This is a genomic window from Synechococcus sp. MU1625, from assembly GCF_020514205.1.
Taxonomy (GTDB): Bacteria; Cyanobacteriota; Cyanobacteriia; order PCC-6307; family Cyanobiaceae; genus Parasynechococcus.
The window spans coordinates 381,981-402,804 of sequence record NZ_VTLA01000001.1 but is presented as its reverse complement, the minus strand read 5'-3'; the positions used below and the strand labels follow the sequence as shown (position 1 = coordinate 402,804).

The window sequence follows — 20,824 nt, the reverse complement described above, 5'->3', positions numbered from 1 at the left end:
ACGATCGCAACCCAACGTGAACCCTGCTTCTGTTCCGGCATGGGACCCCTCAAACGAGGGCGATTGTGGACGATCAGGCTTCAGGCCAGCGATGCATTCAGCCGATCGGACAAGTCGCTGAGATGCTGAGCTGTGGTGTGCGGGTTACCCAAGACCGCTTTAAGACAGAAACGGTCGCCGTAGAAGGGTCTCGAGAGCATGTAGCCGTGAGAGAGAAGCATCTGGCGGGTCTCTTCACTCCAACAAGCGGCAGCGTCAATTCCCCCCTCCCTGGCCTGGAACGCCAGAAGGTGAAGGTCTCCCGACAACAGCGTCAGCTTGTTGGGATCCAACATGGAGGCAAAGGCCTTTCGCCGTTGCAAGGCACCACTGAGGGTCGCTTCAATCCCAGCCTCACCCAGCTGACGCAGGCCCAGCCAGAGCTTGAGGATCTCCGCGGGCCGGGTTCCCTGCAAGCCGATCTCCCCACCGTGGTCCACCCCATTGGGCGCCTGCATGTAGGGCAATCCTGTTGAAAAGGCCTGGCGGAGGTGGGTGCGATCCCTCAGCAACAGCAGCGATGAAGCTTTGGTGATGCCCAGCAGTTTCTGAGGATTCAGAGTGATCGAATCCGCCAACTCCATGCCGCGCATCAGAGATGCGTGGCTGGTGCTCAGGGCGAACACACCGCCGATGGCTGCATCCACATGCAACCAGACCCCTGCATCACGACAGAGAGCTGCAAGATCCGAGAGGGGATCAATGGCACCACGCACGGTTGTCCCAGCGGTGGCCACCACGGCCAGACAAGGGCGGCCCTGGGCTTGCAGTGTTGTCAAACGCTCGCCCAAAGCGTCAAGACAGAGGCCGCCATCGGGGGCCACTGAAATCGTCTGGAGGGCATCCTCCGACAGACCCATCACCCTTGCCGCCTTGTTGATCGAGACGTGGGTGTCTTGGCTGCAAAGGAGCACGGGATCCCGCTGCATCGAGCCCAAAGCGGCCCGAGCCGAGACCAGTGCCATGAGATTGCTCAGGGTTCCACCACTCGCCAGAACGCCTCCGGATCCTTCCGGCAAGCCAATCCTGTGGCAGAACCAGCGGCAGAGATCATGTTCCAGGCCAGTCAGCCCAGGAGACAGTTCCTCTGCCAGGAGATTGTTGTTCAAGCCCGCGCAAACCATCTCCGCCGCAATGGATGCGGTGAGAGGGGGCGGATCAAGATGAGCCAAGGCACCAGGATGAGACGGCTGGTAGGCCCCATCCATCACTTGCTGCAGATCACTCAGGAGTGATTCGACACCAGCTCCTTCCAGCCCGGGAGCCACCTCAGGCAAAGGGCGCATCAAGGGCACCGGGCCCGTTCGTTCAGCCGAGCCGATCCAACGGCAGAGCAGATCTGAACTGCGGTGCAAGAAGTCATTCAGGACCGGGTCTGCAGCCGAGGGGATGGCGAACGGAGCGAGCCGCTCCGATGGGTGCTGAGACTCGGAACAGGCTTGCAACGGAGACCCGTGAACTTCAGTGATCTTCGCGTCTCGTGGGATGGTGCTCAAAGGACAGCGTGTAACGGCGGTGGATCAGCGGGATGACTTGACTCGCTGGATGGACGTTCTGCTCCAGCGGGCCGAGGCCACTGGCGCGGAAGGAGAGGTACCAGTTGCCGCGGTGATCCTGGATGGGAACGGGAAAGCCATCGGACATGGACGCAACAGACGCCAGAACCATATGGACCCCCTTGGGCATGCCGAACTGGTGGCGTTACGGCAGGCAGCGGTGGTGCAGGGCGATTGGAGATTCAACGACTGCACCTTGATCGTGACCCTCGAGCCCTGCCCCATGTGTGCGGGAGCCTTGGTGCAGGCCCGAATGGGAGCAGTGGTGTATGCCGCATCGGACCCTAAACGCGGTGGTTTGGGGGGCAGCCTTGACCTCTCCACCCATGCCAGTGCTCACCATCACATGGAGGTGGTGCGCGGTGTGCGGGAGGCTGAGGCGAGAGGGCAGCTGGAGCGCTGGTTCAGGCAGCGGCGGCTTCAGAACCGCTGAAGCGAGGTAGCTCTGTCTCAAACAGGTTGAGGAGACGGTTCACATTTTCTGGGTTGGAGTTGTACCCCATCAGCCCGATTCGCCAGATTTTTCCAGCAAGCGTGCCGAGACCACCGCCCACCTCGATCCCGTGGTTGTTCAGCAGGTGCTGACTGAAGGCCTTTCCATCCACACCTTCAGGGATGCGAACAGTGGTGAGCGTCGGCAGTCGACGGTCGGCCGGAACATGCATAGAAAGCCCGAGACTTTCGAGGCCGCTCCAGAGCAATTCCGCATTGCTACGGTGTCGGGCCCAGGCCTGATCTAGACCTTCCTCAGCCAACAGACGTAAGGCTTCGCGCATGCCGAAATTCATGTTGACCGGCGCCGTGTGGTGGTAGACGCGATCACTGCCCCAGTACTGATTAAGCAGGGACACATCGAGATACCAATTGGGAACCTTGCCCTGACGCGCTGACATCTTGGCTTCGGCGCGAGGGCCCATCGTGAAGGGTCCAAGGCCCGGAGGGCAGCTCAATCCCTTCTGGCTGCAGCTGTAAGAGAGATCAACCTTCCACTCATCGATGTAAAGCGGAACTCCCCCCAAGGACGTGACGGTATCGAGCAGCAGCAAGCAGTCGTGCTTGCGGCAGAGATCGCCAATGCCGTCCATGGGTTGGCAGACACCCGTGGAGGTTTCGGCATGAACCATCGCCAGGATCGCGGGCTTGTGCTCGATCAGGGCCGCTTCGAGTTCATCGAGAGAAAACCAATCTCCCCAGGGCTTCTCAATGGTTTTGACATCAGCGCGGTAACGCCCCGCCATATCTGCCAGACGGAGGCCGAAATATCCCTTCACCGCAACAAGAACGGTGTCTCCAGGTTCCACGGTGTTGGCCAGGGTTGCCTCCATGGCAGCACTCCCGGTACCACTCATTGGCAGCGTGAGTCGGTTGTCCGTCTGCCAGGCGTAGCGCAGAAGTTCCTGCACCTCTCCCATCAGCTCGACGTAAAGAGGATCAAGGTGACCGATGGGAGTTCGCGACAGCGCCTTCAGAACCGTCGGGTGCGCGTTCGAGGGACCTGGTCCCAGAAGCAGGCGATCTGGAGTACTGATCGGTGCAAAAGCTTTGCGATGACGATCGTCAACAGGAAGAAGAGAGTTGGTCGTCGCCAAAGCCCTGATCATTGGTTCGTGGTGATGAGCCTACGCAGTCATGCCCCTCGGAAGAGATGAGAGCTGCACGATTGCAATCTGTTCAAATCTTGCGCTGAACTTTTGCGTTCAACGTTGGCGCACATTGGTTTCAGCAAGGCCTTTGGCCAGGTGATCGAACGGCTGCAGAACAGTGGCGAGCTGCTCGGATGCCGCACCGTTCGCCAGAAGCATCTCCGCCACGACTTCCCCGAGCAAAACAATGCTGCGAACAGTGGGGCCCGTAGGAACGCCAAGGCTCTTGTAGGTGTCGTCCAGCCCGTTGAGAACACGCTCATTGAGAATCGTGCTGTCGCCGGCAACCAGGGCATAGCTGGCGTAGCGCAGGAAGTAATCCATGTCCCGCAGACAGGCAGCGAGCCGACGGGTCGTGTAGGCGTTTCCGCCAGGAAGGAGCAGGTCGGGCTCATCCCGGAACAGCCGCTGGCTGGCCTCACGCACAATTTCGGCGGCGGAACCGTTGATCAGCTCAACAGCCTGAATCCGCAGCGTGGATTCATCCAGATACGCATTGATGCTGTCGATCGCTGGACGATCGAAATAACGACCCAGTTGGTCGTAGCGACCGATCAGACCGCTGATTGCATCGCGCATTTACCTGAATCTCCAGAGGATCCCCCGCGGACGCTAACACCGTTGAAGCGGGCAAATCCTTTGGCAGGCCTGCATTTCGGCCAAGTTGACAGAAACGGTTACGCAGTTGACTCCAGGCAGCTGGAACGTACCTCTTGATACAAAATGGTGACTTGTGGCTCTATACGGTCACATCACTGCACAATTCAGTCGAGCAGTCCTTTCTTATGTCGAAATCCCCCCAGGACGTCCTGCGCCAGATCAAGGACGAAGGCATCGAACTGATCGACCTCAAATTCACCGATTTGCACGGAAAGTGGCAGCACCTAACGGTCTGCACCGATCTACTGGAGGAAGAATCCTTCACTGAGGGCCTGGCCTTTGATGGTTCCTCCATCCGTGGATGGAAGGGCATCCAAGCCTCCGACATGGCCATGGTGCCCGACGCCAACACGGCCTGGGTTGATCCGTTCTATCGGCACAAAACCCTGAGCATGATCTGCTCGATTCAGGAGCCGCGCACCGGTCAGCCCTATGAGCGCTGTCCCCGCGCCCTGGCCCAGCGTGCTTTGAATCACCTCGCCAGCACAGGACTGGCCGACATGGCCTTCTTCGGTCCTGAGCCTGAATTCTTCCTCTTCGACGACGTCCGCTACAACTCGGCCGAAGGTGGATCCTTTTACAGCGTCGACACGATCGAGGCGGGTTGGAACACGGGTCGCATCGAGGAAGGCGGCAACCTCGCCTACAAAATTCAGGTGAAAGAGGGGTACTTCCCCGTTGCTCCCAACGACACAGCCCAGGACATCCGCTCCGAGATGCTTCTGCTGATGGGGCAACTGGGTATCCCCACCGAGAAGCACCACCACGAAGTTGCCGGCGCAGGCCAGCACGAGCTCGGCATGAAATTCGCTGAGCTAATCCAGGCAGCCGACAACGTCATGACGTACAAGTACGTCGTGCGCAACGTGGCCAAGAAGTACGGCAAGACAGCCACCTTCATGCCCAAGCCGGTGTTCAACGACAACGGCACAGGCATGCATGTGCACCAGAGCCTCTGGAAAGGTGGTCAGCCACTCTTCTTCGGCGAAGGCACCTACGCGAACCTGTCGCAGACCGCCCGCTGGTACATCGGCGGCATCCTCAAGCACGCTCCGGCCTTCCTGGCCTTCACCAACCCCACCACCAACAGCTACAAGCGTCTGGTGCCCGGCTTCGAAGCTCCAGTGAACCTTGTGTACTCGGAGGGCAACCGTTCCGCCGCTGTGAGAATTCCTCTCACCGGCCCAAGCCCCAAAGCCAAGCGCCTCGAATTCCGTTCCGGTGATGCCCTAGCCAATCCATATCTGGCCTTCAGCGCCATGATGATGGCTGGCCTGGATGGCATCAAGAACCAGATCGATCCCGGCGACGGCGAAGATCGCGATTTGTTCGAACTTCCTGCTGAAGAGCTTTCGAAGATCGCAACGGTCCCGGCTTCCCTGAATGGTGCCTTGGAAGCTTTGAATGCCGATCGTGGCTTCCTCACCGCTGGCGGAGTGTTCAGCGACGACTTCATCGACAACTGGATTGACCTCAAATACGAAGAGGTTCAGCAGCTGCGTCAGCGTCCTCACCCCCACGAATTCACCATGTACTACGACGCCTGATCAGCACTCGTTGAGACCCACGACCCGCCTCGCAGGAGGCGGGTTTTTTTGTGGACTGCTTGGCACGCGGTTGCGCGTCACATCCGCTGGAATAGGGGTGTTGTCTGAACCCGCGATGGCGTCAACGCCCCTGAGCAAGCTTGCGTACCAAACGCTTCAGCAAGGCAAAAGCATCGCGGGCCTGGCTCACAAAGAGCTGAGCACCAAGCTGATGGAATGGGTGGCTCCCGATGCCGTTCCCAAAACCGAAGCAGTACCCGCCGAGGTGCTCGGAGAACTGCGCCTGGACATGAACAAACTCCAGGAACAGGATTGGCAGGAGGCTCAACAGGGGATCTATCCCGAGCAGTTGCTCTTTGATGCACCTTGGCTCGACTGGGTCAGCCGTTATCCACAGGTGTGGATGGATCTCCCCTCCACCTGGGATCGACGCCGTGAGCGCAACGTTCGCGATATGCCACGGGACACCGAAACAGCGCTTTACCCCGACTACTACCTTCAAAATTTTCACCATCAAACCGATGGATATCTGAGTGATCACTCCGCCGGTCTCTACGACTTACAGGTTGAGATCCTTTTCAACGGCACAGCCGATGCCATGCGTCGACGGGTCCTGGCTCCGCTCAAACGCGGCTTGAAGCATTTCGCTGACCGGGCTCCGGGCTCCCTGAAGATCCTTGATGTGGCCACCGGCACCGGTCGGACGCTGCACCAAATCCGAGCTGCTGTTCCTCACGCGCAACTCATCGGTACCGATCTCTCCGAGTCGTACCTCCGTCAAGCCAATCGCTGGTTGAATACCGGGGACGCCTCGCTGGTTCAGCTGATCCGTGCCAATGGGGAATCACTCCCCTTGGCGGATGGCTCGGTTCAAGCCGTGACCTGTGTGTTCCTGCTGCATGAACTGCCAGCAGAAGCCCGCCAAAACGTTCTCAATGAGGCTTGGAGGGTGCTCGAGCCAGGCGGTGTGTTCGTGCTCGCCGACTCTGTGCAGATGGCAGATTCGGCCAAATTTGCCGCAGTGATGGAGAACTTCCGGCGTGTCTTCCATGAGCCTTACTACCGGGATTACATCGGTGATGACATCGACAAACGCCTAACAGCTGCAGGCTTCGAGGGAATCACAGCTGAATCCCACTTCATGACGCGGGTCTGGTCAGCTCGCAAACCCACCAATGAAGAGAGCTGATAAGCGGATTCCCTGACAGCGTCCCTTGCACGAACGCTTGCGAGCCATAGGGTAAATGCGATTACGAAGGGAACTTCATGACCAATCCCTTCCGGCTGCGTTGGCTTCAGGGCTGGACGTTTCAGGTCGTGCTGATGGAAGGTCACGTGCAAGTCGAAGCCCTTGGTTTCGGCATATGCCTGCGCACAGCTTTGCTGCCTGGGGAGAGCCCCCAAGCCGCGGCAGATCGTCTTGTTCTCTCTGAGGATCGCCGGCGGCGGGCCCTGCACAATGCATGGCTTCGCGGTCAGCACATGCCACAACCGTCGGGGGTTCCTTCCACCGAGGATGAAGCTCCCGCATCCAATTCTCTGGTGGTGGTTGCATAGGCCCAGCGCCAGTGGCTGGGCTTACCGGTTTAGAGCTTGGCCAGCAGCCAGGCCAGAGTGAAGCCCGCTCCAGCAAAGCGGAGTGCCTTCCAGAAACGCTGACCCGATTCCGTTGGTACATCCCACCCAGCAAGCGGCTGGCTGATCAGGTTTGTGGCAAGTTTGCGGCGCTGGATCCAGCGTCGAGCGGCAACACCCGACCCAATATGGGACTGCCTTTGCCCTTGCAGCAGCAAGCGTGAACCGTGGTGCAACCAACGCAGTTCACTGCGACCTCGTTTGCCTTTGCGCTCTTCCAAGGCATTGAACCCACGTGCTCCGAAACTAGAGCGATCTACTGATCAAGGGATGACACCGCCCCCCGCCCCATGGCCCGACTCCGCCAAAGGAAAGGCAGAGGAGCTCCATCAGCTGCTCCGCATTAGCGATCGCGACTGGCATCAACTGAAAAGCAACCGCAAGCGTCGTGGTGCCGAGTTGTTGGCGGCAGCGTTGGTGCAATTACTCCGCCAGGGAGACCACACGGATGTCGAGCAACTAACCCAGCAAGCGCTTGGCTGGATTAAAGGAGAACTGAAGGATCCGGGCTGTCCCCATCACTGACCGGGCGCCGGCAGGCCAGTTGCAGTCGGTTTCCCCTCCGACTCCAGCGGACATCGTCGAAACATTGATGAATGAGGAACAGCCCGCGGCCACTGGCAGCATCTAGCGCCGTCGGCAGGGTCGCTCTGCGGGACTGCTGCGGCAAGCCGCAGCCTTCATCCTGAACCTGCCAGACCAACCAGTTGGGCGTCAGGATCCGACGAACGCGAAGCTTTTTGGCTGGATTTTCATCATTGCCGTGGCGGACGGCATTCACCAGAGCCTCATGTAAACCCAACTCGATGCGCTGACTGGTGAACACACATCCCACCGGCTCGGTGAGCAGCTCCAGCAGAGGGGCCAGCTGCAACGTGGACGGCAGTGTGAACTCAGCCCAGCGAAACCTCTTGGACGGCACAGTGGAGCACGTTGACGTCGGTCTTTTGAACTTACCGTTGTTAGATCTCCCCGTCAGGATCTGCGGGCCACAAGCGCTGGATGATTCAGAACTGAATCCATCAACCGAACCCCCCTCAGCTGATTGATCAACGGCATGTGGCCCTCGGGAGCCTCAATCGACCAAGTGAATGCACCGGGATACCGGGTCCAGACCCCATCGCGTTTCCAGCCAATGCGGGGCCACAGGCGTTCGTAACGGCCATCGAGGGCGTCCAGTAGCTGGGACTGGACCGTAAAGCCAAAGCGGCCTTGGGAATAAACCGTCCAGAGCCGATCGAGACTGACCAGATCAATGCCCGACATCGGAGCCACTTCAGTGAAGTAGACGTAGCCCCGCTTCACAGCAGCATCCCCGGCCAAATCGCGCAGACACTGGCTTGTGATGCGATCCGCTTCCTCAAAGTTTTGGTTGAGCAGCTCCTGCTGCAACGGGCCGTAATTCAGGCCAACTGCCGATTCCACTGCCAGCCAGCCGGCATCTGGGGATTTGATCAGAGCGGCAATGGACTCAGGCTGGTGGCGCTGCAGGACCTGCAGAATCCAGCCTGCAGCCCAGTCATCACCGGCAGGATCGAAGCCAGAAAGAAGATCTGGCCCGACGGCAGCAAGGTCCTCAGATCGTGCTTCGACCTGCTTGATCAGAGGGCGTCGTTGGCGAGGTGTTCCCTTCGCGAAACGATCCAGCAGCTGGTCAACGCTGAGTTTGGTGGCGGGTGTGGAACCGGAGAGCATGAGTCGCAACCGGCCCCAACTGGCTCGGTGTTGGCCACTATGTCAGGCATGGGCGAGACAAGTTCAATCGAGATCCAGCAGCTTCGCGAGCTGAAAGGTCCGCTGGTGGATGTGCGCAGCCCCAGCGAATTTGCGAAGGGGCACTGGCCCGGGGCCATCAACCTGCCTTTGTTCAACGATGAGGAGCGGGCCGAAGTCGGCATCGCCTACAAGCAGCAAGGACGGAGACCAGCGATTCATCTGGGTCTTGAACTCACCGGACCCAAGCTCAGCAGCTTGGCCCGTGAGCTGGAGACCCTTCGCGAGCTGGGCAATCCACGGATCTACTGCTGGCGGGGAGGAATGCGCTCGGCCAGCATGGCCTGGCTCGCGCAGCAGATCGAACTCAAGCCAACACTTCTGCAAGGGGGTTACAAGAGCTACCGGCGCTGGGCCCAGAGCCGATTTGAACAGAGATGGCCCCTGCGCGTCATGGGGGGGCGAACGGGAACTGGAAAAACTGATTTGCTGTTGGCCATGGCGGCCTGCGGAGTAGCCGTTGTTGATCTGGAAGGGCTGGCCCACCACCGCGGCAGCAGTTTCGGCGGCCTGGGCCTACCGGATCAACCCAGTACCGAGCACTACGAGAACAAATTGGCTGAAGCGTTGGATCAGCACCAACGCCAGCAGGCAACGGCGATTTGGTTGGAAGCCGAAAGCATCCAAGTAGGGAGCTGCCGCATTCCCAAACCTCTCTTCGATCAGATGCAGCAGGCCCCGGTGCTGGAGATTCAGCGCGACCTGAACGAACGGGTCGAACAGCTGGTGCAGGTGTACGGCCATCAAGGGGCGTCAGCTCTCGCTGAGGCGACCCAGCGGATCAGTCGACGACTAGGCCCGCAGCGCACCAAGGAAGCCCTCGAGGCGATTGACAGGGAAGACTGGGCCAGCGCCTGCCGCGCCACACTCGACTATTACGACCGTTGTTACGACCACGAATTGGCGCGATCCCCCAAACGCGACAACATCGACCTATCGGGCCTCAGTGCTGATCAAGCCGCGCAGACGCTGATGAAGCACGGGTTTGTTGAAATCCCCGATTAAGATCTCTGCTACCGATGGTTCCAGAACGACGTGAGCGAAGCAGCGATTCAGTTCTTTCGGGGAGTCAATGAGCCGGTGGTTCCCGATATTCGTCTGACTCGCAGCCGCGACGGTCGTACTGGTCAAGCAACCTTCCGTTTCGAGAAGCCTGCTGCAATTGCTCCAGAAACGATGGGCGACATCACTGGAATGTGGATGGTCGATGAAGAAGGTGAGATGGTCACCCGAGAAGTGAACGGCAAGTTTGTGAACGGCACAGCAAGTGCTCTTGAAGCCGTTTACTCCTGGAAATCCGAAGAGGATTTCGAGCGATTCATGCGCTTTGCCCAGCGCTACGCCGAGGCCAACGGCTTGGGTTATTCACAAAATCAGGATTCCGATCAGACTGACTCGGCCGACGATCAACAAGCTTGAGACTGCCCCACTGGCTGTCGTTAACAGCCTTGATCGCAGCGATCACCTTGCTGTGGTCCCTGCGTGAGCTGGTGCTGCTGCTCTTTGCTGCAGTCGTTCTGGCCATGGCTCTTTGCACACTTGTGGGCATCCTTCGAGAGCGGAGGCCGATGCAACGGCCTCTGGCCTTGATTCTCTGCATCGCCGGGTTGCTCTTGCTCGTTGCAGGGGCTGCGGGTGTTGTGGTGCCCCCATTCCTCGAGGAATTTTCTCTGCTGCTGCAGAAGCTGCCCGAAGCGGGTCAGACCCTCGTTCGGATGGGAGTCGACTGGATCGACACCATCAGCGAAGCCATCTATGGCGCGGATGCATTCCCCGACATCGATGAACTGGAATTGAGTGGTCCGCGACAGCTTGTGCCCGATGGTTCATCACTGGCAGCAGGCGTGGGCAGCGGATTGCTAGGCCTGCTCGGTGTTGCGGGAAACCTCGGCAACGGGGTGCTGCGTCTGTTGTTCGTGCTGGCAGTCGCTTTGATGATCAGCATTCAACCCCAGGCCTATCGGAGTGTGGGGCTTCAGCTGATTCCCTCCTTTTATCGACGCCGTGGACGGCGAATCCTTGATCAGTGCGGTGCCGCTTTGAGTAGCTGGATGGTCGGCGTGCTGATCAGCTCACTGGCGGTCTTTGTGCTGTGCAGCATCGCGCTGACACTCTTGGGCGTGAAACTCGTTCTGGCCAATGCACTGCTGGCAGGACTGTTGAACGTGATCCCCAATGTGGGACCAACGATGAGCACCATCTTCCCGATGGCAGTCGCCCTGCTGGATGCCCCCTGGAAGGCAGCGGCGGTATTGGGGGTCTATGTGGTGATCCAAAACATCGAGAGTTACGTGATCACGCCTTCGGTGATGCACCACCAAGTGAAGCTGCTGCCTGGGTTGACCCTGGCCGCGCAGTTTTTGTTCACGCTGCTGTTCGGACCTCTCGGCCTGCTGATGGCTCTGCCTCTAGCGGTGGTGCTGCAGGTGATCATCCGAGAAGTCCTGATCCACGATGTTTTGGATCGCTGGAAACGTCTGGAGCCCGCAGGATGACAGCCGGCACGTTTCTTGTTGCTCTCACCCTGGTGGTGCTGGTGCTGCTGCTCTGGCACCTGCGCTGGGTGCTCCTGGTGCTGTTCGGCGCCGTGGTGGTTGCGGTGGCACTGGATGTGCTGATTGTTCAGGTTCAGAAGCGAACACGGCTGAAACGACCACAAGCCCTAGCTGCCGTGCTTGGGATTTTGCTGTTCGCAGGGGGGCTATTGGGACAGCTGCTGGTCCCGGAACTCATCAGCCAGTTCCAGCAATTGGGTCGTGATCTGCCGCAGTTGTTCAGCAAGGTGTCTGATCTGCTGAGCAGCGAGCCACGCCTGGCGCAGCTGAATGAAGCGCTGGGTGAGGGCCTCAACTTGAAAGGGCTTCAACCATTGCTGGGCTTTGCAGGCGGTGCGGCGAATTCGCTGATTCAGCTGTTCCTGATGGCCCTGCTCGCGATCTTGTTGGCCCTGGATCCAGGTTCCCATCGGCGCATGGTCGTCGCCGTGACGCCCCGCCCCGCCCGCCAGCAGATGGAACTGTTGCTGGATGAATGCCGTCAGGCGCTGGGGGGTTGGCTCAGCGGCATGACCCTTTCCGCCACCAGCGTGTTTTTGCTCACCTGGGGTGGACTGTTGCTGCTCAAAGCACCCCTTGCTCTATTGAGCGCCCTCGTCTGCGGCCTGCTCACCTTCGTACCCACCATCGGCCCCACAGCGGCAACCCTTCTACCGACGGGATTAGCACTGCTGCAATCGCCGCAATTGATGGTCTCGGTGCTCGTTTTCCGGCTGGTGCTGCAGAACCTCGAGGCATTTCTGCTCACGCCATTGCTGCTGCGCAAAACCGTGAATCTGCTTCCCACCGTCGCCCTGACAGCCCAGCTCAGCCTTGGCGCCCTGCTGGGGCTACCAGGCGTGCTGCTCGCCCTTCCGCTGGTGGTGGTGATTCAGGTGCTGATGCAACGCGTGGTGGTACAGCAGATCATGGATCGCTGGGCCTAAGACCAGAATCCACCAATGTATCCAGATGAACACTTTGTAGCAAGGGTCACACCTGAGACCAGTGCTGACTAAGTACTTTTACGGTGTCGTGAGAGCGACGCGTCGAGCATTGGGGCTCTTGGGAGAGGGTCCCAATTTTTTTTGAACATGCACCAAGGGCAAGCGCATTAGGTCGAGCTTTCAATCCCCTAGAGCAGCTGACGTTTCTTCTTCTCACTTGAATCGCGTTCCCGTTCAACCGCTTGCCAATAGGCCGCAGACACCGCAACCTCTTGGCCGCGTTCAATTTTGTTCAGCCGTGATTTCAGAGCCTCAACCTCGGCGCGCAACCCGAACACCTCTTCATTGAGACCAGGATTCAATTCCATGAGACCTGAGCAACCAGTTGAGTCGTAGCTCAGGCGCAACAAGCAATGACGTTCAGATTGATACCAACACCACCCCTTCCAGGCCAACGATCCAATAGCGTGTCCAACAGGTCTTGAGACGAAAGGGCTTGGACGTCATCTTCAATTTCTCTCGTTATGAGGAACTGAGGCAGGCCGTGAAGCAGCTGGTTCGAGAGAACCTCGATCCGGAATTACTGCACGAAGAAGCGCACGACCTGTTCGAATCGTGGTGGTCCTCGACCCACAGCAAGGGGCGATGGAACACTGATGTGAAGCAACGCACCTGGGATTCCATCTGGCGTGAATTCGGCAATGGCTCCAGCTAGCCGAAACGACGCCACAGGGACGGTGAACCCAGCAGCACCACCACAGCCAACTGGTGATGTCGAATCGCATAGCCCAAGCCTGTGAGTGTGAACTGATCACTCAGGAGCTGCACTTCGGTGCGCAGATCGCCCAGGGCCAAGAGGATCAGAAGAATCGGAAACCATCGAGCAGGATGGCGTCGCCGTTGAGATACGCCACTGCGATCAGTCACGGGAACGGTCCCAGAGCGTGAGCAGCGATGGTGCCAGGGCGATGCTCGACCAGGAGCCCACCACAACCCCCAAGGCCAGAGCGATCGCAAACCAGTAGAGCGTTGCTCCACCAAAGAACACCAGGGCCAAAAGAGGAAGCAGAGTGGTTCCGCTTGTATAGATGGTGCGGGTCAATGTGGCCGACACCGCTTGATCCACCTGTAAAGAGAGAGGCAGATCAGCTGCATCCTTGCTTCGTTCACGGATGCGATCAAACACAACCACCGTGTCGTTCACCGAATATCCAGCAATCGTGAGCAGCGAGACGGCGAAGAGGCTGTCGACCTCCAGTTGCAGCACAACGCCAAGCCAAGCGAACACACCACAAACGATGGCGACGTCATGGGCAAGGGCCACCAGGGCCAGGAAGGCGTAGCGGCGGTCGTAGCGGAAGCTGATGTAGGCCGCGATGCCACTGAAGGCGACCAGCAGAGAAATCAGGCTGCTGCGCAACAGTTGCCGACCCAAGCTGGGACCAATGGTGTCGACCGATTGACCACCGGAGAGGAACGGACCCGCGACCGGTTCAACCGCCTGGATCACCGCTTGGCCCTGGGCAGCCGACAGGGTTGGCAGCCGCAACAACAGTGACTGACCGCCATCCAACAGCTGAACCCGGGGCGCCCCCAGGTTGGGGAGAGGTTGCCCCTCCTCCACTGGCAGGTCCAGGCTGCGAATCACATCGGAGACCGCAATCGCCTTGAGCTCACCGCAGGAGTCATCACAACGGCGCTCCAACTGAATCTGCGTGCCGCCGGTGAAGTCGAGGCCCGGACGCAGGGGGGCCCGAATGGCGGGATCCAGCCAGCTGAGCAGCAACCCCAACAGGCTCACAAACACCACAAGGCCAGAGATCAGCCACACCCTGCGCCGCATGCTGCTGAGGGACCAGCGCAGATTGCGGACCTCGCCCGCTGTTGCCGATGACGAAGGTTCAGTCATGGTTCAGGCGGTAGGAGAAGGAAGCTGCCGGGCGGGCAGGAAATTACTGGCACGACGAAGACCGGCGTAACCCATCAGGAAACGCAACAAGGTGCGGGTGCAGGTGAGGGCTGTGAACAGGCTCAGCAACACACCGATGCCCAAAGTTGCCGCGAAGCCCTTGACAAGTCCCGTGCCAAGGAAAAAGAGAGCTGCACAGCTGATCAACGTGGTCAGGTGACCATCAACGATTGATGAAAAGGCCTCCGAGAAACCGGTATCAATCGAGCGAATCAGGGTGTTGCCCCGCCGCAGTTCATCTTTGATGCGTTCAAAGATCAGAACGTTGGCGTCCACAGCCATACCAATCGAAAGGATGAATCCAGCGATTCCCGGCAGGGTGAGCGTGACGGGGATCAAGGCATACACCGCCAAGTTGAACAGGGCATACAGGCTGAGAGCCATCACAGCCACAGCCCCAGGCAGGCGATAGGCCACCACCATGAACACGGCCACCAGAGCAAGTCCCGAGAGGGCGGCCACCAGGCTGCGGCGGATGTTCTCAGCCCCCAAAGTGGGGCCGATGGTGCGAACCTCGATCACTTCAACGGGGAGGGGCAAAGAGCCGCCCCGCAGCTTCACCTCCAGTTCGCGCGCCGTTTCCGCACTGAAATTGCCGCTGATGGTGGCTGCACCACCTGAGATTCCAGCGCTCTTGAACTGGGGACCAACACTGGCGGCACTGATCAGCTGATCATCCAAGATGATCGCCAGCAATCGGTCGGTGCCCGCAATCGACTTGGTGAGATCAGCGAAAGCCTCAGCGCCCTCCCCATCGAAGTTGAGGGTCACTTCCCAGCTGGTTGGGTTGTTCTGTAGCGGTTGACGACCGGCCGTCACAAGCTGCTTCCCCGTCAGGGCGGCCGGCTCAAGCATTGTGAGCAAATCGGCGTCGACCTTCTCGAGCAAGTCCCGAAGCTGCTCTTCCTCCGAGGTGGCCTCGCCCTCGAGCCCCAGAGTCTTCTGGGTTGTCTTGAGCTGATCCAGATCCAGCGGCGCTGGCGTTTCACCGCGGCGGATCTGATCCTCACGGAGCTTGAGAATGGCTTCCACCTGGGAGCGGAGCTGCCTCAGGCCACGGAATTCAGCTTCGGTATCGGGCTTCTGAGCACGAAACTCGAGCAGAGCCGTGTCGCCGAGAACCCTCGCAGCGGCGGTGGGGTCCTGTTCGCCAGGGAGCTGCAACACCAGCTGCGACTCACCCACCGTCTGGAGAGTCGACTCGGCCACACCGAGACCGTTGACCCGGCGATCAAGCACGGCTTTCACCGCTTCCATTTCCTCGGAGCCCACACGGGTGATCTCTCCGGCCGGCTTCACCTCAACAGTGAGCTGACTGCCGCCCCGCAGATCGAGGCCCAGTTCCAGCGGAGTACGAACTAAAAACATCCCGGCTGCGATCGCCAGGGCAAGAACAAGGGCAAACCAACCCTGAAAACGCGCCATCAATGTCAGATGTCCTTGTTGACCAACGCCTGAGCCGCCTCAACAATCTGATGCGGCTGAATGATCGTGAGATTCTCTAAGGATCCGTTGTAGGGGGTTGGAATGTCCTGACTGGACAGACGCATCGGACGGGCATCCAGATCGTCGAAGCACTGCTCGGTGATCAAAGCGATCAGCTCGGCACCGATACCGCCGGTCTTCATGCATTCCTCCACCACAATCACCTTGTGGGTCTTGCGAATGGAGCGGCTGATCGTCTCCATATCAAAGGGCTTGAGACTGATCAGATCGATCAGTTCAACGCTGACGCCGTCGGCTTCCAACTGCTCCACCGCTTTGAGGCAGTGGTGACGCATCCGGGAATAGGTCAGGATCGTGACGTCCGTCCCTTCTTGCACCAGATCAGCCTGATCAAGGGCACAGGTGTAGTCGCCTTCGGGGAGCTCCTCGGTGAGGTTGTAGAGCAGAACATGCTCGAAGAAGAGCACGGGATTGTTGTCCCGAATCGCGGCCTTCATCAGGCCTTTGGCATTGGTGGGCGTGCTGCAGGCAACGATCTTGATGCCGGGCACGGCATGGAAATAGGCCTCAAGCCGCTGGCTGTGCTCAGCCCCAAGCTGACGACCCACGCCACCCGGCCCGCGCACCACCGTGGGGATGGTGAAGTTGCCGCCACTGGTGTAGCGGAGCATCCCCATGTTGTTGGAAATCTGGTTGAAGGCCAGGAGCAGGAAGCCCATGTTCATCCCTTCAACGATCGGGCGAAGACCGGTCATCGCCGCACCCACCGCCATACCGGTGAATCCGTTCTCGGCAATCGGCGTGTCCAGCACCCTGAGATCGCCGTATTTCTCCGCCAGATCCTTGGTGACCTTGTAACTGCCGCCGTAATGGCCGACGTCTTCACCCATCACACAGACGTGGGGGTCTCTGCCCATCTCCTCGTCGATGGCTTCCCGGAGGGCGTTGAAGAGAAGTGTTCCTGCCACGGCGTCCCTTTGATCCCGGCCAATCCGGGTGGTGACGCCAAGCTATCTCAGTCAGCGCAGGGTCAACCGCCGGCAGCAAAGGTGAACAGCAACAAAACTGAGAGAAGCATGGCTGGAGACAGCAGCAGCGCCAGCTGACCGAGGTCGTGGGGCGTCATCCAAACCCTGGCAATGGGCGGAGGCTAGGCAGGGTTCTGATCGCGAGCCGTAAAGAGACTGCGAAGAAACACCAGGGTCAGACCGAGAGCCACAAACCCGGTGCTGAACGTGGCCAGAAAGGACAAGCCCACCAGCAAGGTCTTCAGGGTGACGGCAATGTTTTGGGCAATCGGCGAGCTGTAGTGAGGTGGGTGAACAGCGAAGTACACCACCATCCGCCGGCTCCAACCCAGAGCAAGCCAAGCCAAGAATCCAGCTGTGAGCGCCCCAGAAAGAAAACTCAGCGGACCTTTGCGGGGATCCCGTGGCTCGGGGCTCTCTGTGGTCTTGGCATCAGTCATGACTCGATCCTCACGCCATCGCGGCGAAAGGCGCAAGACCACGCCCTTAATCCGGCACGTTCCAGCTGGGGAGCGAGATCGCCCTGGACCTGTTGACATGACTCCAGATCACGGAACAGCGCAAAGCAACTGGGACCTGATCCGCTCATCGCCACCGCCAGGCTGTGGGGAACGCTCTTCAATAGTTGAAGCGCCGAGCGGACAGCAGCTGTTTCGGGCGCCACCACCTCCTGCAGATCGTTTCGCAAAGACGGTGGACGATCGCTGCGCAAGGGGTTCAGCCAATCGTCCTGACGTAGGGCCTGCCGGCGGCGTTCAAACGCAGCCTCATCAGCGAGGTAGCGGGATTGGTTCAGCTCGCGGCAACGTTTGTAGGCCCATGGCGTTGAAACACTCGCCCTGGGGTCTTTGACCAACAACACTGCCAGGGGTTCGTTGGTCGGCGGCACCGCCTCCAGCTGCTCCCCTCGGCCGAAACAGAGCTGACACCCTCCGGCGACACAGAAGGGCATATCAGAGCCGAGCTCAGCCGCCATCCGCTCCAAATCAGCGGGGCTATGGCCCAATCCCCAAAGGGCATTCAGACCCACCAGCGCCGCAGCGCCGTCGCTGGAACCTCCAGCCAGGCCAGCACCAATGGGGATGCGTTTCTCCAGATGAATCGACGCCCCCAATTCACTGAAGCCGGAACGATCCCGCAGCAGGTGAGCCGCACGGAGGATCAGGTTGTCGTCGCCAACACTGAGGCTGGCGTCATCGCAACTGAGGCTGACCCGCGCATCGGCGGTGTTCTCAAAGCTGAGACGATCCGCCAATTCGATGCTCTGCATCACCATGGCCAGCTCATGGAAACCGTCCGACCGCAGCCCCAGGACCTCCAGGTGCAGATTGACTTTTGCCGGGGCCGTCACCGTAATCATGGTGGTCGTTCAGTCGCCCCGATTCAAACCCCTGGCCAGGGCAACCCAGATGTCCGGAGCTAGTTCCTGGGGACGCTGCTGAAGGCTGAAGCCAGCGGAGGCAGCCAAAGCCTGCAAGCGGTCGGGATCGGCCACGCCCGCCAGGGTGTTGCGCAACATCTTGCGCCGCGCCAGAAATACCTGCTTCAGCAGGGATTCCACCTGAGCAGCCAAGGCCGGCTCCACCCGCTCGGACGGCGGCAAAGGCTCCAGGCAGATCACTTCCGACTGCACCTTCGGAGGGGGCTGAAAACAGCGCGGCGGCACTGGACACACCGAACCACAGCGGGCAAGCAACTGCATGCGCACACTTAGGGCGCTGAAACTGCTGTGGCCCGGACGGGCACGGATCCGCTCCGCCACTTCCTTCTGCACCAGCAACACAAGCCGTTGGTACGGCGGATCCACAGGGCGATCTAACCGCCCCACCAGCCGCTCAAGCAGAGGCCCTGTGATGTTGTAAGGGATGTTGGCCACCACTTTGTCGGCGATGTGACCGTCACTCAATTCGAGGGGCGCCTCGAGAACATCCCCCTGATGGAGGCTGAACCCAGGGTGATCAGCGAAACGATCCTGCAGACCGGCCACCAGATCGCGATCAAGCTCGATCGCATGCACTGCCCCCACATCCGCAGCCAGCAGACGCTCGGTTAAAGCCCCCCGACCAGGCCCCACCTCCAGCACGCGATCGGTCGGCTGAAGATCGGCAGCCTCAACAATCCGCTGCAGAACGGAGTCGTCACGCAACCAATGCTGGCCGAAGCGCTTGCGGGCGTGATGTCCGGAGAAACCCATCGATCAACTGTGCATCAGCACAGCCGCTCCACATCCATCCAGCAAATCGTTTCTTGGGATGGCATCAACGGCACAAGGGCCAGCTTGATCCGGAGCAGCTTCTCGGCGCAGGTTGGATGCGCAGCTCTCCAGCAACTGATTGCACGCGCCATGCGGCGTCTTTTGGCGGGATGAAACGCATCCAGGCCGCGGCGGTCCCAATGACCGATGCGGCGCCCTTTTACCTCCACCACCAACAGCTGCTGATGCTGTTCCAGCACCAGATCCAGTTCCCCCCAGCGGCAGCGCCAGTTGCGATCGAGCAACCGCCATCCCTTCGCTTCAAGCTGTTGCAAGGCCTGCTGTTCCGCCCAGCGACCGCTGCATTGAGACTCCACCGGCATGAACCATCACTTTCTTGTTCAAACCATTCCCCCCAGGAACGGTTCTAGGGTTCAGCGGTGATTGTTCCGCTCATGCGCAGACGCTTCGCGGCCCTTCTGGTCTCTTTTTTGGTCTTAACCGCTCAGTGGCTGGTGGTCGCTCCAGCCCATGCAGCCATGGATGTCGCCAAACAGGTCTTGATCGGTGCCGACTACTCCGACAAAGATTTGCGTGGCGCCACCTTCAACCTCAGCAACTTGCGCGAAGCCAATCTCTCTGGATCGGATCTACGCGGGGCAAGCCTGTACGGCGCGAAGCTGCAGGACGCCGACCTCAGCGGCACAGATCTGCGCGAAGCCACGCTGGATTCCGCCGTGATGACGGGAACCAACCTCTCGGATGCCGTACTGGAAGGATCCTTCGCCTTCAACACTCGCTTCAAGGATGTGGTGATCACAGGAGCTGACTTCACCGATGTCCCCATGCGCGGTGACCAACTCAAAAGCCTTTGTGCAGTGGCCGACGGCGTTAATTCAGTCACTGGCCGAAGCACCCGCGAAAGTCTCGGTTGCGCTTGAACCATGAGCTTTGATCCCCGCAGTCTGGAGCGCCTGCGTGAGTTGGGACGCCAGCTCCCCGAACGTTTGCCAGAACCCAAGCCCCCGGCGGCAGCCAAAGCAAGCCAGGCGCGCCACCGCGTCGAAACGGAAAAGGATCCCGAAGAACTTTTCCGGGAACTGATGAAGGCCAGCCAGGACGGCACGGTTCCTGAGCACCTCATGGCCCGCCTCAAACAGTTGGAAGCCCAACGCAAGCCGTCTGGGCAGTCTTCGTCCTTGAACAGCAGCAACGAGGTTCCAGGCCTGGCCGCCCCGACGCGCAGCCAGGCTGGACCGGGAAAAAACACCAAACCAAAACGGCCGAAAGTTGACCCGGGAAGCGAAGAGGAGAGCCTCTATGTGGCCTTCGGTCAGCTGCTTCTCGAGGACGAAGGAGATGACGTTTGAACCCGGCTCGTTGCCGGATTCTTGCGGTGGGCAAAGTGCGTCGCGGTTGGATTCAGGAGGGCATTGAGCTTTACCTCAAACGCCTGCCGGGATTGACCATCAGCGAGCTTCGGGACAGCACCCCGGACAAAGAGGCAGATGCGATCCGAGCGGCCCTAAGGCCAGACGAAACCCTGATCGCTCTCATGGAGCAGGGCGAGACCCTGGCGTCGGTTCCCTTCGCGCGACGACTCGAACAGTTCGGTTACGAGCGGCTCGTCTTTGTGATTGGTGGAGCCGATGGTCTAACCCCTGAGCTCAAGGCACAGGCTCACTGGCGCTTGAGCCTCTCTCCGATGACGTTCCCCCACGAACTAGCGCGACTGATGCTTGTGGAACAACTGTTCCGGGCCCAGACGATTGTTCAAGGCAGCCCTTATCACCGCGCCTAAGATTTTGCTGTCGCTGCTGCTCTTTCTCTCTCCACCATGCGTCTGGCTCTGC

Annotated in this window: 28 protein-coding genes; 13 read left to right on the top strand and 15 right to left on the bottom strand. The window is 59.6% G+C overall.

Annotation, left to right across the window (positions count from 1 at the left end):
• Positions 1-80: 80 nt before the first annotated feature.
• Positions 81-1,484 carry an aminotransferase class V-fold PLP-dependent enzyme gene (locus FZX13_RS02365; RefSeq protein WP_226406914.1) on the bottom strand — a complete coding sequence of 468 codons (1,404 nt, stop codon included), beginning with the start codon at positions 1,482-1,484 and terminating at the stop codon, positions 81-83.
• Positions 1,485-1,524: 40 nt separating this feature from the next.
• On the opposite strand from FZX13_RS02365, the gene FZX13_RS02360 reads away from it, so the two are divergent.
• Entirely contained in the window at positions 1,525-2,028 is a 504-nt protein-coding gene (locus FZX13_RS02360; RefSeq protein WP_226397775.1) for a nucleoside deaminase, read from the top strand.
• On the opposite strand, the gene FZX13_RS02355 is transcribed toward FZX13_RS02360, so the two are convergent.
• The gene (locus FZX13_RS02355) at positions 2,000-3,196 is read right to left on the bottom strand and encodes an alanine--glyoxylate aminotransferase family protein (RefSeq protein ID WP_226406912.1); all 1,197 of its coding nucleotides are present in this window, start codon (positions 3,194-3,196) and stop codon (positions 2,000-2,002) included. The two genes, FZX13_RS02360 and FZX13_RS02355, sit on opposite strands and share 29 nt — an antisense overlap.
• A gap of 96 nt (positions 3,197-3,292) precedes the next feature.
• The gene (locus FZX13_RS02350) at positions 3,293-3,817 is read right to left on the bottom strand and encodes an allophycocyanin subunit beta (RefSeq protein ID WP_115023308.1); all 525 of its coding nucleotides are present in this window, start codon (positions 3,815-3,817) and stop codon (positions 3,293-3,295) included.
• Between the two features lie 206 nt (positions 3,818-4,023).
• On the opposite strand from FZX13_RS02350, the gene glnA reads away from it, so the two are divergent.
• The 3 genes from glnA to FZX13_RS02335 all read left to right on the top strand — a co-directional run bounded on the left by glnA (position 4,024) and on the right by FZX13_RS02335 (position 7,002).
• Complete coding sequence (glnA, locus tag FZX13_RS02345) at positions 4,024-5,445, top strand: type I glutamate--ammonia ligase (RefSeq protein WP_006849711.1); 1,422 nt, start codon at positions 4,024-4,026, stop codon at positions 5,443-5,445.
• Between the two features lie 115 nt (positions 5,446-5,560).
• Positions 5,561-6,634 (top strand): class I SAM-dependent methyltransferase, encoded by a 1,074-nt coding sequence (locus tag FZX13_RS02340; protein WP_226406910.1) that lies wholly within the window; start codon positions 5,561-5,563, stop codon positions 6,632-6,634.
• A gap of 77 nt (positions 6,635-6,711) precedes the next feature.
• Positions 6,712-7,002, top strand: coding sequence for a copper-binding protein (locus FZX13_RS02335; RefSeq protein ID WP_226406908.1), 291 nt, complete (start codon positions 6,712-6,714; stop codon positions 7,000-7,002).
• A 29-nt stretch (positions 7,003-7,031) separates the two neighbouring features.
• Here the strand turns inward: FZX13_RS02335 and FZX13_RS02330 are convergent, their stop codons facing one another.
• Complete coding sequence (locus tag FZX13_RS02330) at positions 7,032-7,301, bottom strand: hypothetical protein (RefSeq protein WP_226406906.1); 270 nt, start codon at positions 7,299-7,301, stop codon at positions 7,032-7,034.
• Between the two features lie 49 nt (positions 7,302-7,350).
• Between FZX13_RS02330 and FZX13_RS02325 the strand changes: the two genes are divergently transcribed.
• Positions 7,351-7,605, top strand: a complete 255-nt coding sequence (locus FZX13_RS02325) for a DUF6439 family protein (protein WP_226397733.1) — start codon at positions 7,351-7,353, stop codon at positions 7,603-7,605.
• On the opposite strand, the gene FZX13_RS02320 is transcribed toward FZX13_RS02325, so the two are convergent.
• The gene (locus FZX13_RS02320; RefSeq protein WP_226406904.1) at positions 7,565-8,002 is read right to left on the bottom strand and encodes an ATP-binding protein; all 438 of its coding nucleotides are present in this window, start codon (positions 8,000-8,002) and stop codon (positions 7,565-7,567) included. The two genes, FZX13_RS02325 and FZX13_RS02320, sit on opposite strands and share 41 nt — an antisense overlap.
• 53 nt (positions 8,003-8,055) lie before the next feature.
• The gene (locus tag FZX13_RS02315; protein WP_226406902.1) at positions 8,056-8,775 is read right to left on the bottom strand and encodes a GUN4 domain-containing protein; all 720 of its coding nucleotides are present in this window, start codon (positions 8,773-8,775) and stop codon (positions 8,056-8,058) included.
• 39 nt (positions 8,776-8,814) lie between these two features.
• On the opposite strand from FZX13_RS02315, the gene mnmH reads away from it, so the two are divergent.
• The 4 genes from mnmH to FZX13_RS02295 are packed head-to-tail and all read left to right on the top strand — an operon-like array spanning position 8,815 to position 12,334.
• On the top strand, positions 8,815-9,858 hold the full coding sequence (gene mnmH, locus FZX13_RS02310; RefSeq protein ID WP_226408223.1) for a tRNA 2-selenouridine(34) synthase MnmH: 1,044 nt from the start codon (positions 8,815-8,817) through the stop codon (positions 9,856-9,858).
• Between the two features lie 30 nt (positions 9,859-9,888).
• The gene (gene psb28, locus FZX13_RS02305; RefSeq protein WP_226406900.1) at positions 9,889-10,272 is read left to right on the top strand and encodes a photosystem II reaction center protein Psb28; all 384 of its coding nucleotides are present in this window, start codon (positions 9,889-9,891) and stop codon (positions 10,270-10,272) included.
• The gene (locus tag FZX13_RS02300; RefSeq protein ID WP_226406898.1) at positions 10,269-11,348 is read left to right on the top strand and encodes an AI-2E family transporter; all 1,080 of its coding nucleotides are present in this window, start codon (positions 10,269-10,271) and stop codon (positions 11,346-11,348) included. Before psb28 ends, FZX13_RS02300 begins: the two co-directional genes overlap by 4 nt.
• Positions 11,345-12,334, top strand: coding sequence for an AI-2E family transporter (locus FZX13_RS02295; RefSeq protein WP_226406896.1), 990 nt, complete (start codon positions 11,345-11,347; stop codon positions 12,332-12,334). Before FZX13_RS02300 ends, FZX13_RS02295 begins: the two co-directional genes overlap by 4 nt.
• Before the next feature lie 188 nt (positions 12,335-12,522).
• On the opposite strand, the gene FZX13_RS02290 is transcribed toward FZX13_RS02295, so the two are convergent.
• On the bottom strand, positions 12,523-12,702 hold the full coding sequence (locus tag FZX13_RS02290; protein WP_115023327.1) for a hypothetical protein: 180 nt from the start codon (positions 12,700-12,702) through the stop codon (positions 12,523-12,525).
• A gap of 176 nt (positions 12,703-12,878) precedes the next feature.
• Here FZX13_RS02290 and FZX13_RS02285 point away from each other — a divergent pair, with 176 nt between their 5' ends.
• Positions 12,879-13,049 (top strand): hypothetical protein, encoded by a 171-nt coding sequence (locus FZX13_RS02285; RefSeq protein WP_226406894.1) that lies wholly within the window; start codon positions 12,879-12,881, stop codon positions 13,047-13,049.
• Here FZX13_RS02285 and FZX13_RS02280 read toward each other — a convergent pair.
• The 8 genes from FZX13_RS02280 to FZX13_RS02245 form a co-directional block, all read right to left on the bottom strand.
• The gene (locus FZX13_RS02280; protein WP_226406892.1) at positions 13,046-13,261 is read right to left on the bottom strand and encodes a hypothetical protein; all 216 of its coding nucleotides are present in this window, start codon (positions 13,259-13,261) and stop codon (positions 13,046-13,048) included. The genes FZX13_RS02285 and FZX13_RS02280 overlap by 4 nt on opposite strands.
• The gene (gene secF / locus FZX13_RS02275; protein ID WP_226406890.1) at positions 13,254-14,243 is read right to left on the bottom strand and encodes a protein translocase subunit SecF; all 990 of its coding nucleotides are present in this window, start codon (positions 14,241-14,243) and stop codon (positions 13,254-13,256) included. Before secF ends, FZX13_RS02280 begins: the two co-directional genes overlap by 8 nt.
• A 3-nt stretch (positions 14,244-14,246) precedes the next feature.
• The gene (secD, locus tag FZX13_RS02270) at positions 14,247-15,728 is read right to left on the bottom strand and encodes a protein translocase subunit SecD (protein WP_115024197.1); all 1,482 of its coding nucleotides are present in this window, start codon (positions 15,726-15,728) and stop codon (positions 14,247-14,249) included.
• Positions 15,729-15,733: 5 nt separating this feature from the next.
• On the bottom strand, positions 15,734-16,717 hold the full coding sequence (locus FZX13_RS02265) for a pyruvate dehydrogenase complex E1 component subunit beta (protein ID WP_115023334.1): 984 nt from the start codon (positions 16,715-16,717) through the stop codon (positions 15,734-15,736).
• A gap of 182 nt (positions 16,718-16,899) precedes the next feature.
• Positions 16,900-17,217 (bottom strand): DUF3082 domain-containing protein, encoded by a 318-nt coding sequence (locus tag FZX13_RS02260; RefSeq protein WP_115023336.1) that lies wholly within the window; start codon positions 17,215-17,217, stop codon positions 16,900-16,902.
• Positions 17,214-18,137 (bottom strand): 4-(cytidine 5'-diphospho)-2-C-methyl-D-erythritol kinase, encoded by a 924-nt coding sequence (gene ispE, locus FZX13_RS02255; RefSeq protein WP_226406888.1) that lies wholly within the window; start codon positions 18,135-18,137, stop codon positions 17,214-17,216. Before ispE ends, FZX13_RS02260 begins: the two co-directional genes overlap by 4 nt.
• Positions 18,138-18,146: 9 nt before the next feature.
• On the bottom strand, positions 18,147-18,971 hold the full coding sequence (gene rsmA / locus FZX13_RS02250) for a 16S rRNA (adenine(1518)-N(6)/adenine(1519)-N(6))-dimethyltransferase RsmA (RefSeq protein ID WP_226406886.1): 825 nt from the start codon (positions 18,969-18,971) through the stop codon (positions 18,147-18,149).
• Between the two features lie 14 nt (positions 18,972-18,985).
• Positions 18,986-19,354, bottom strand: coding sequence for a YraN family protein (locus FZX13_RS02245; RefSeq protein WP_115023341.1), 369 nt, complete (start codon positions 19,352-19,354; stop codon positions 18,986-18,988).
• 72 nt (positions 19,355-19,426) lie between these two features.
• Between FZX13_RS02245 and FZX13_RS02240 the strand changes: the two genes are divergently transcribed.
• The 3 genes from FZX13_RS02240 to FZX13_RS02230 are packed head-to-tail and all read left to right on the top strand — an operon-like array spanning position 19,427 to position 20,772.
• On the top strand, positions 19,427-19,912 hold the full coding sequence (locus tag FZX13_RS02240) for a pentapeptide repeat-containing protein (protein ID WP_115024199.1): 486 nt from the start codon (positions 19,427-19,429) through the stop codon (positions 19,910-19,912).
• A 3-nt stretch (positions 19,913-19,915) separates the two neighbouring features.
• Positions 19,916-20,341, top strand: coding sequence for a hypothetical protein (locus FZX13_RS02235; protein ID WP_166018206.1), 426 nt, complete (start codon positions 19,916-19,918; stop codon positions 20,339-20,341).
• Positions 20,338-20,772, top strand: a complete 435-nt coding sequence (locus FZX13_RS02230; RefSeq protein ID WP_226406884.1) for a 23S rRNA (pseudouridine(1915)-N(3))-methyltransferase RlmH — start codon at positions 20,338-20,340, stop codon at positions 20,770-20,772. Before FZX13_RS02235 ends, FZX13_RS02230 begins: the two co-directional genes overlap by 4 nt.
• The last annotated feature ends 52 nt before the right edge of the window (positions 20,773-20,824 follow it).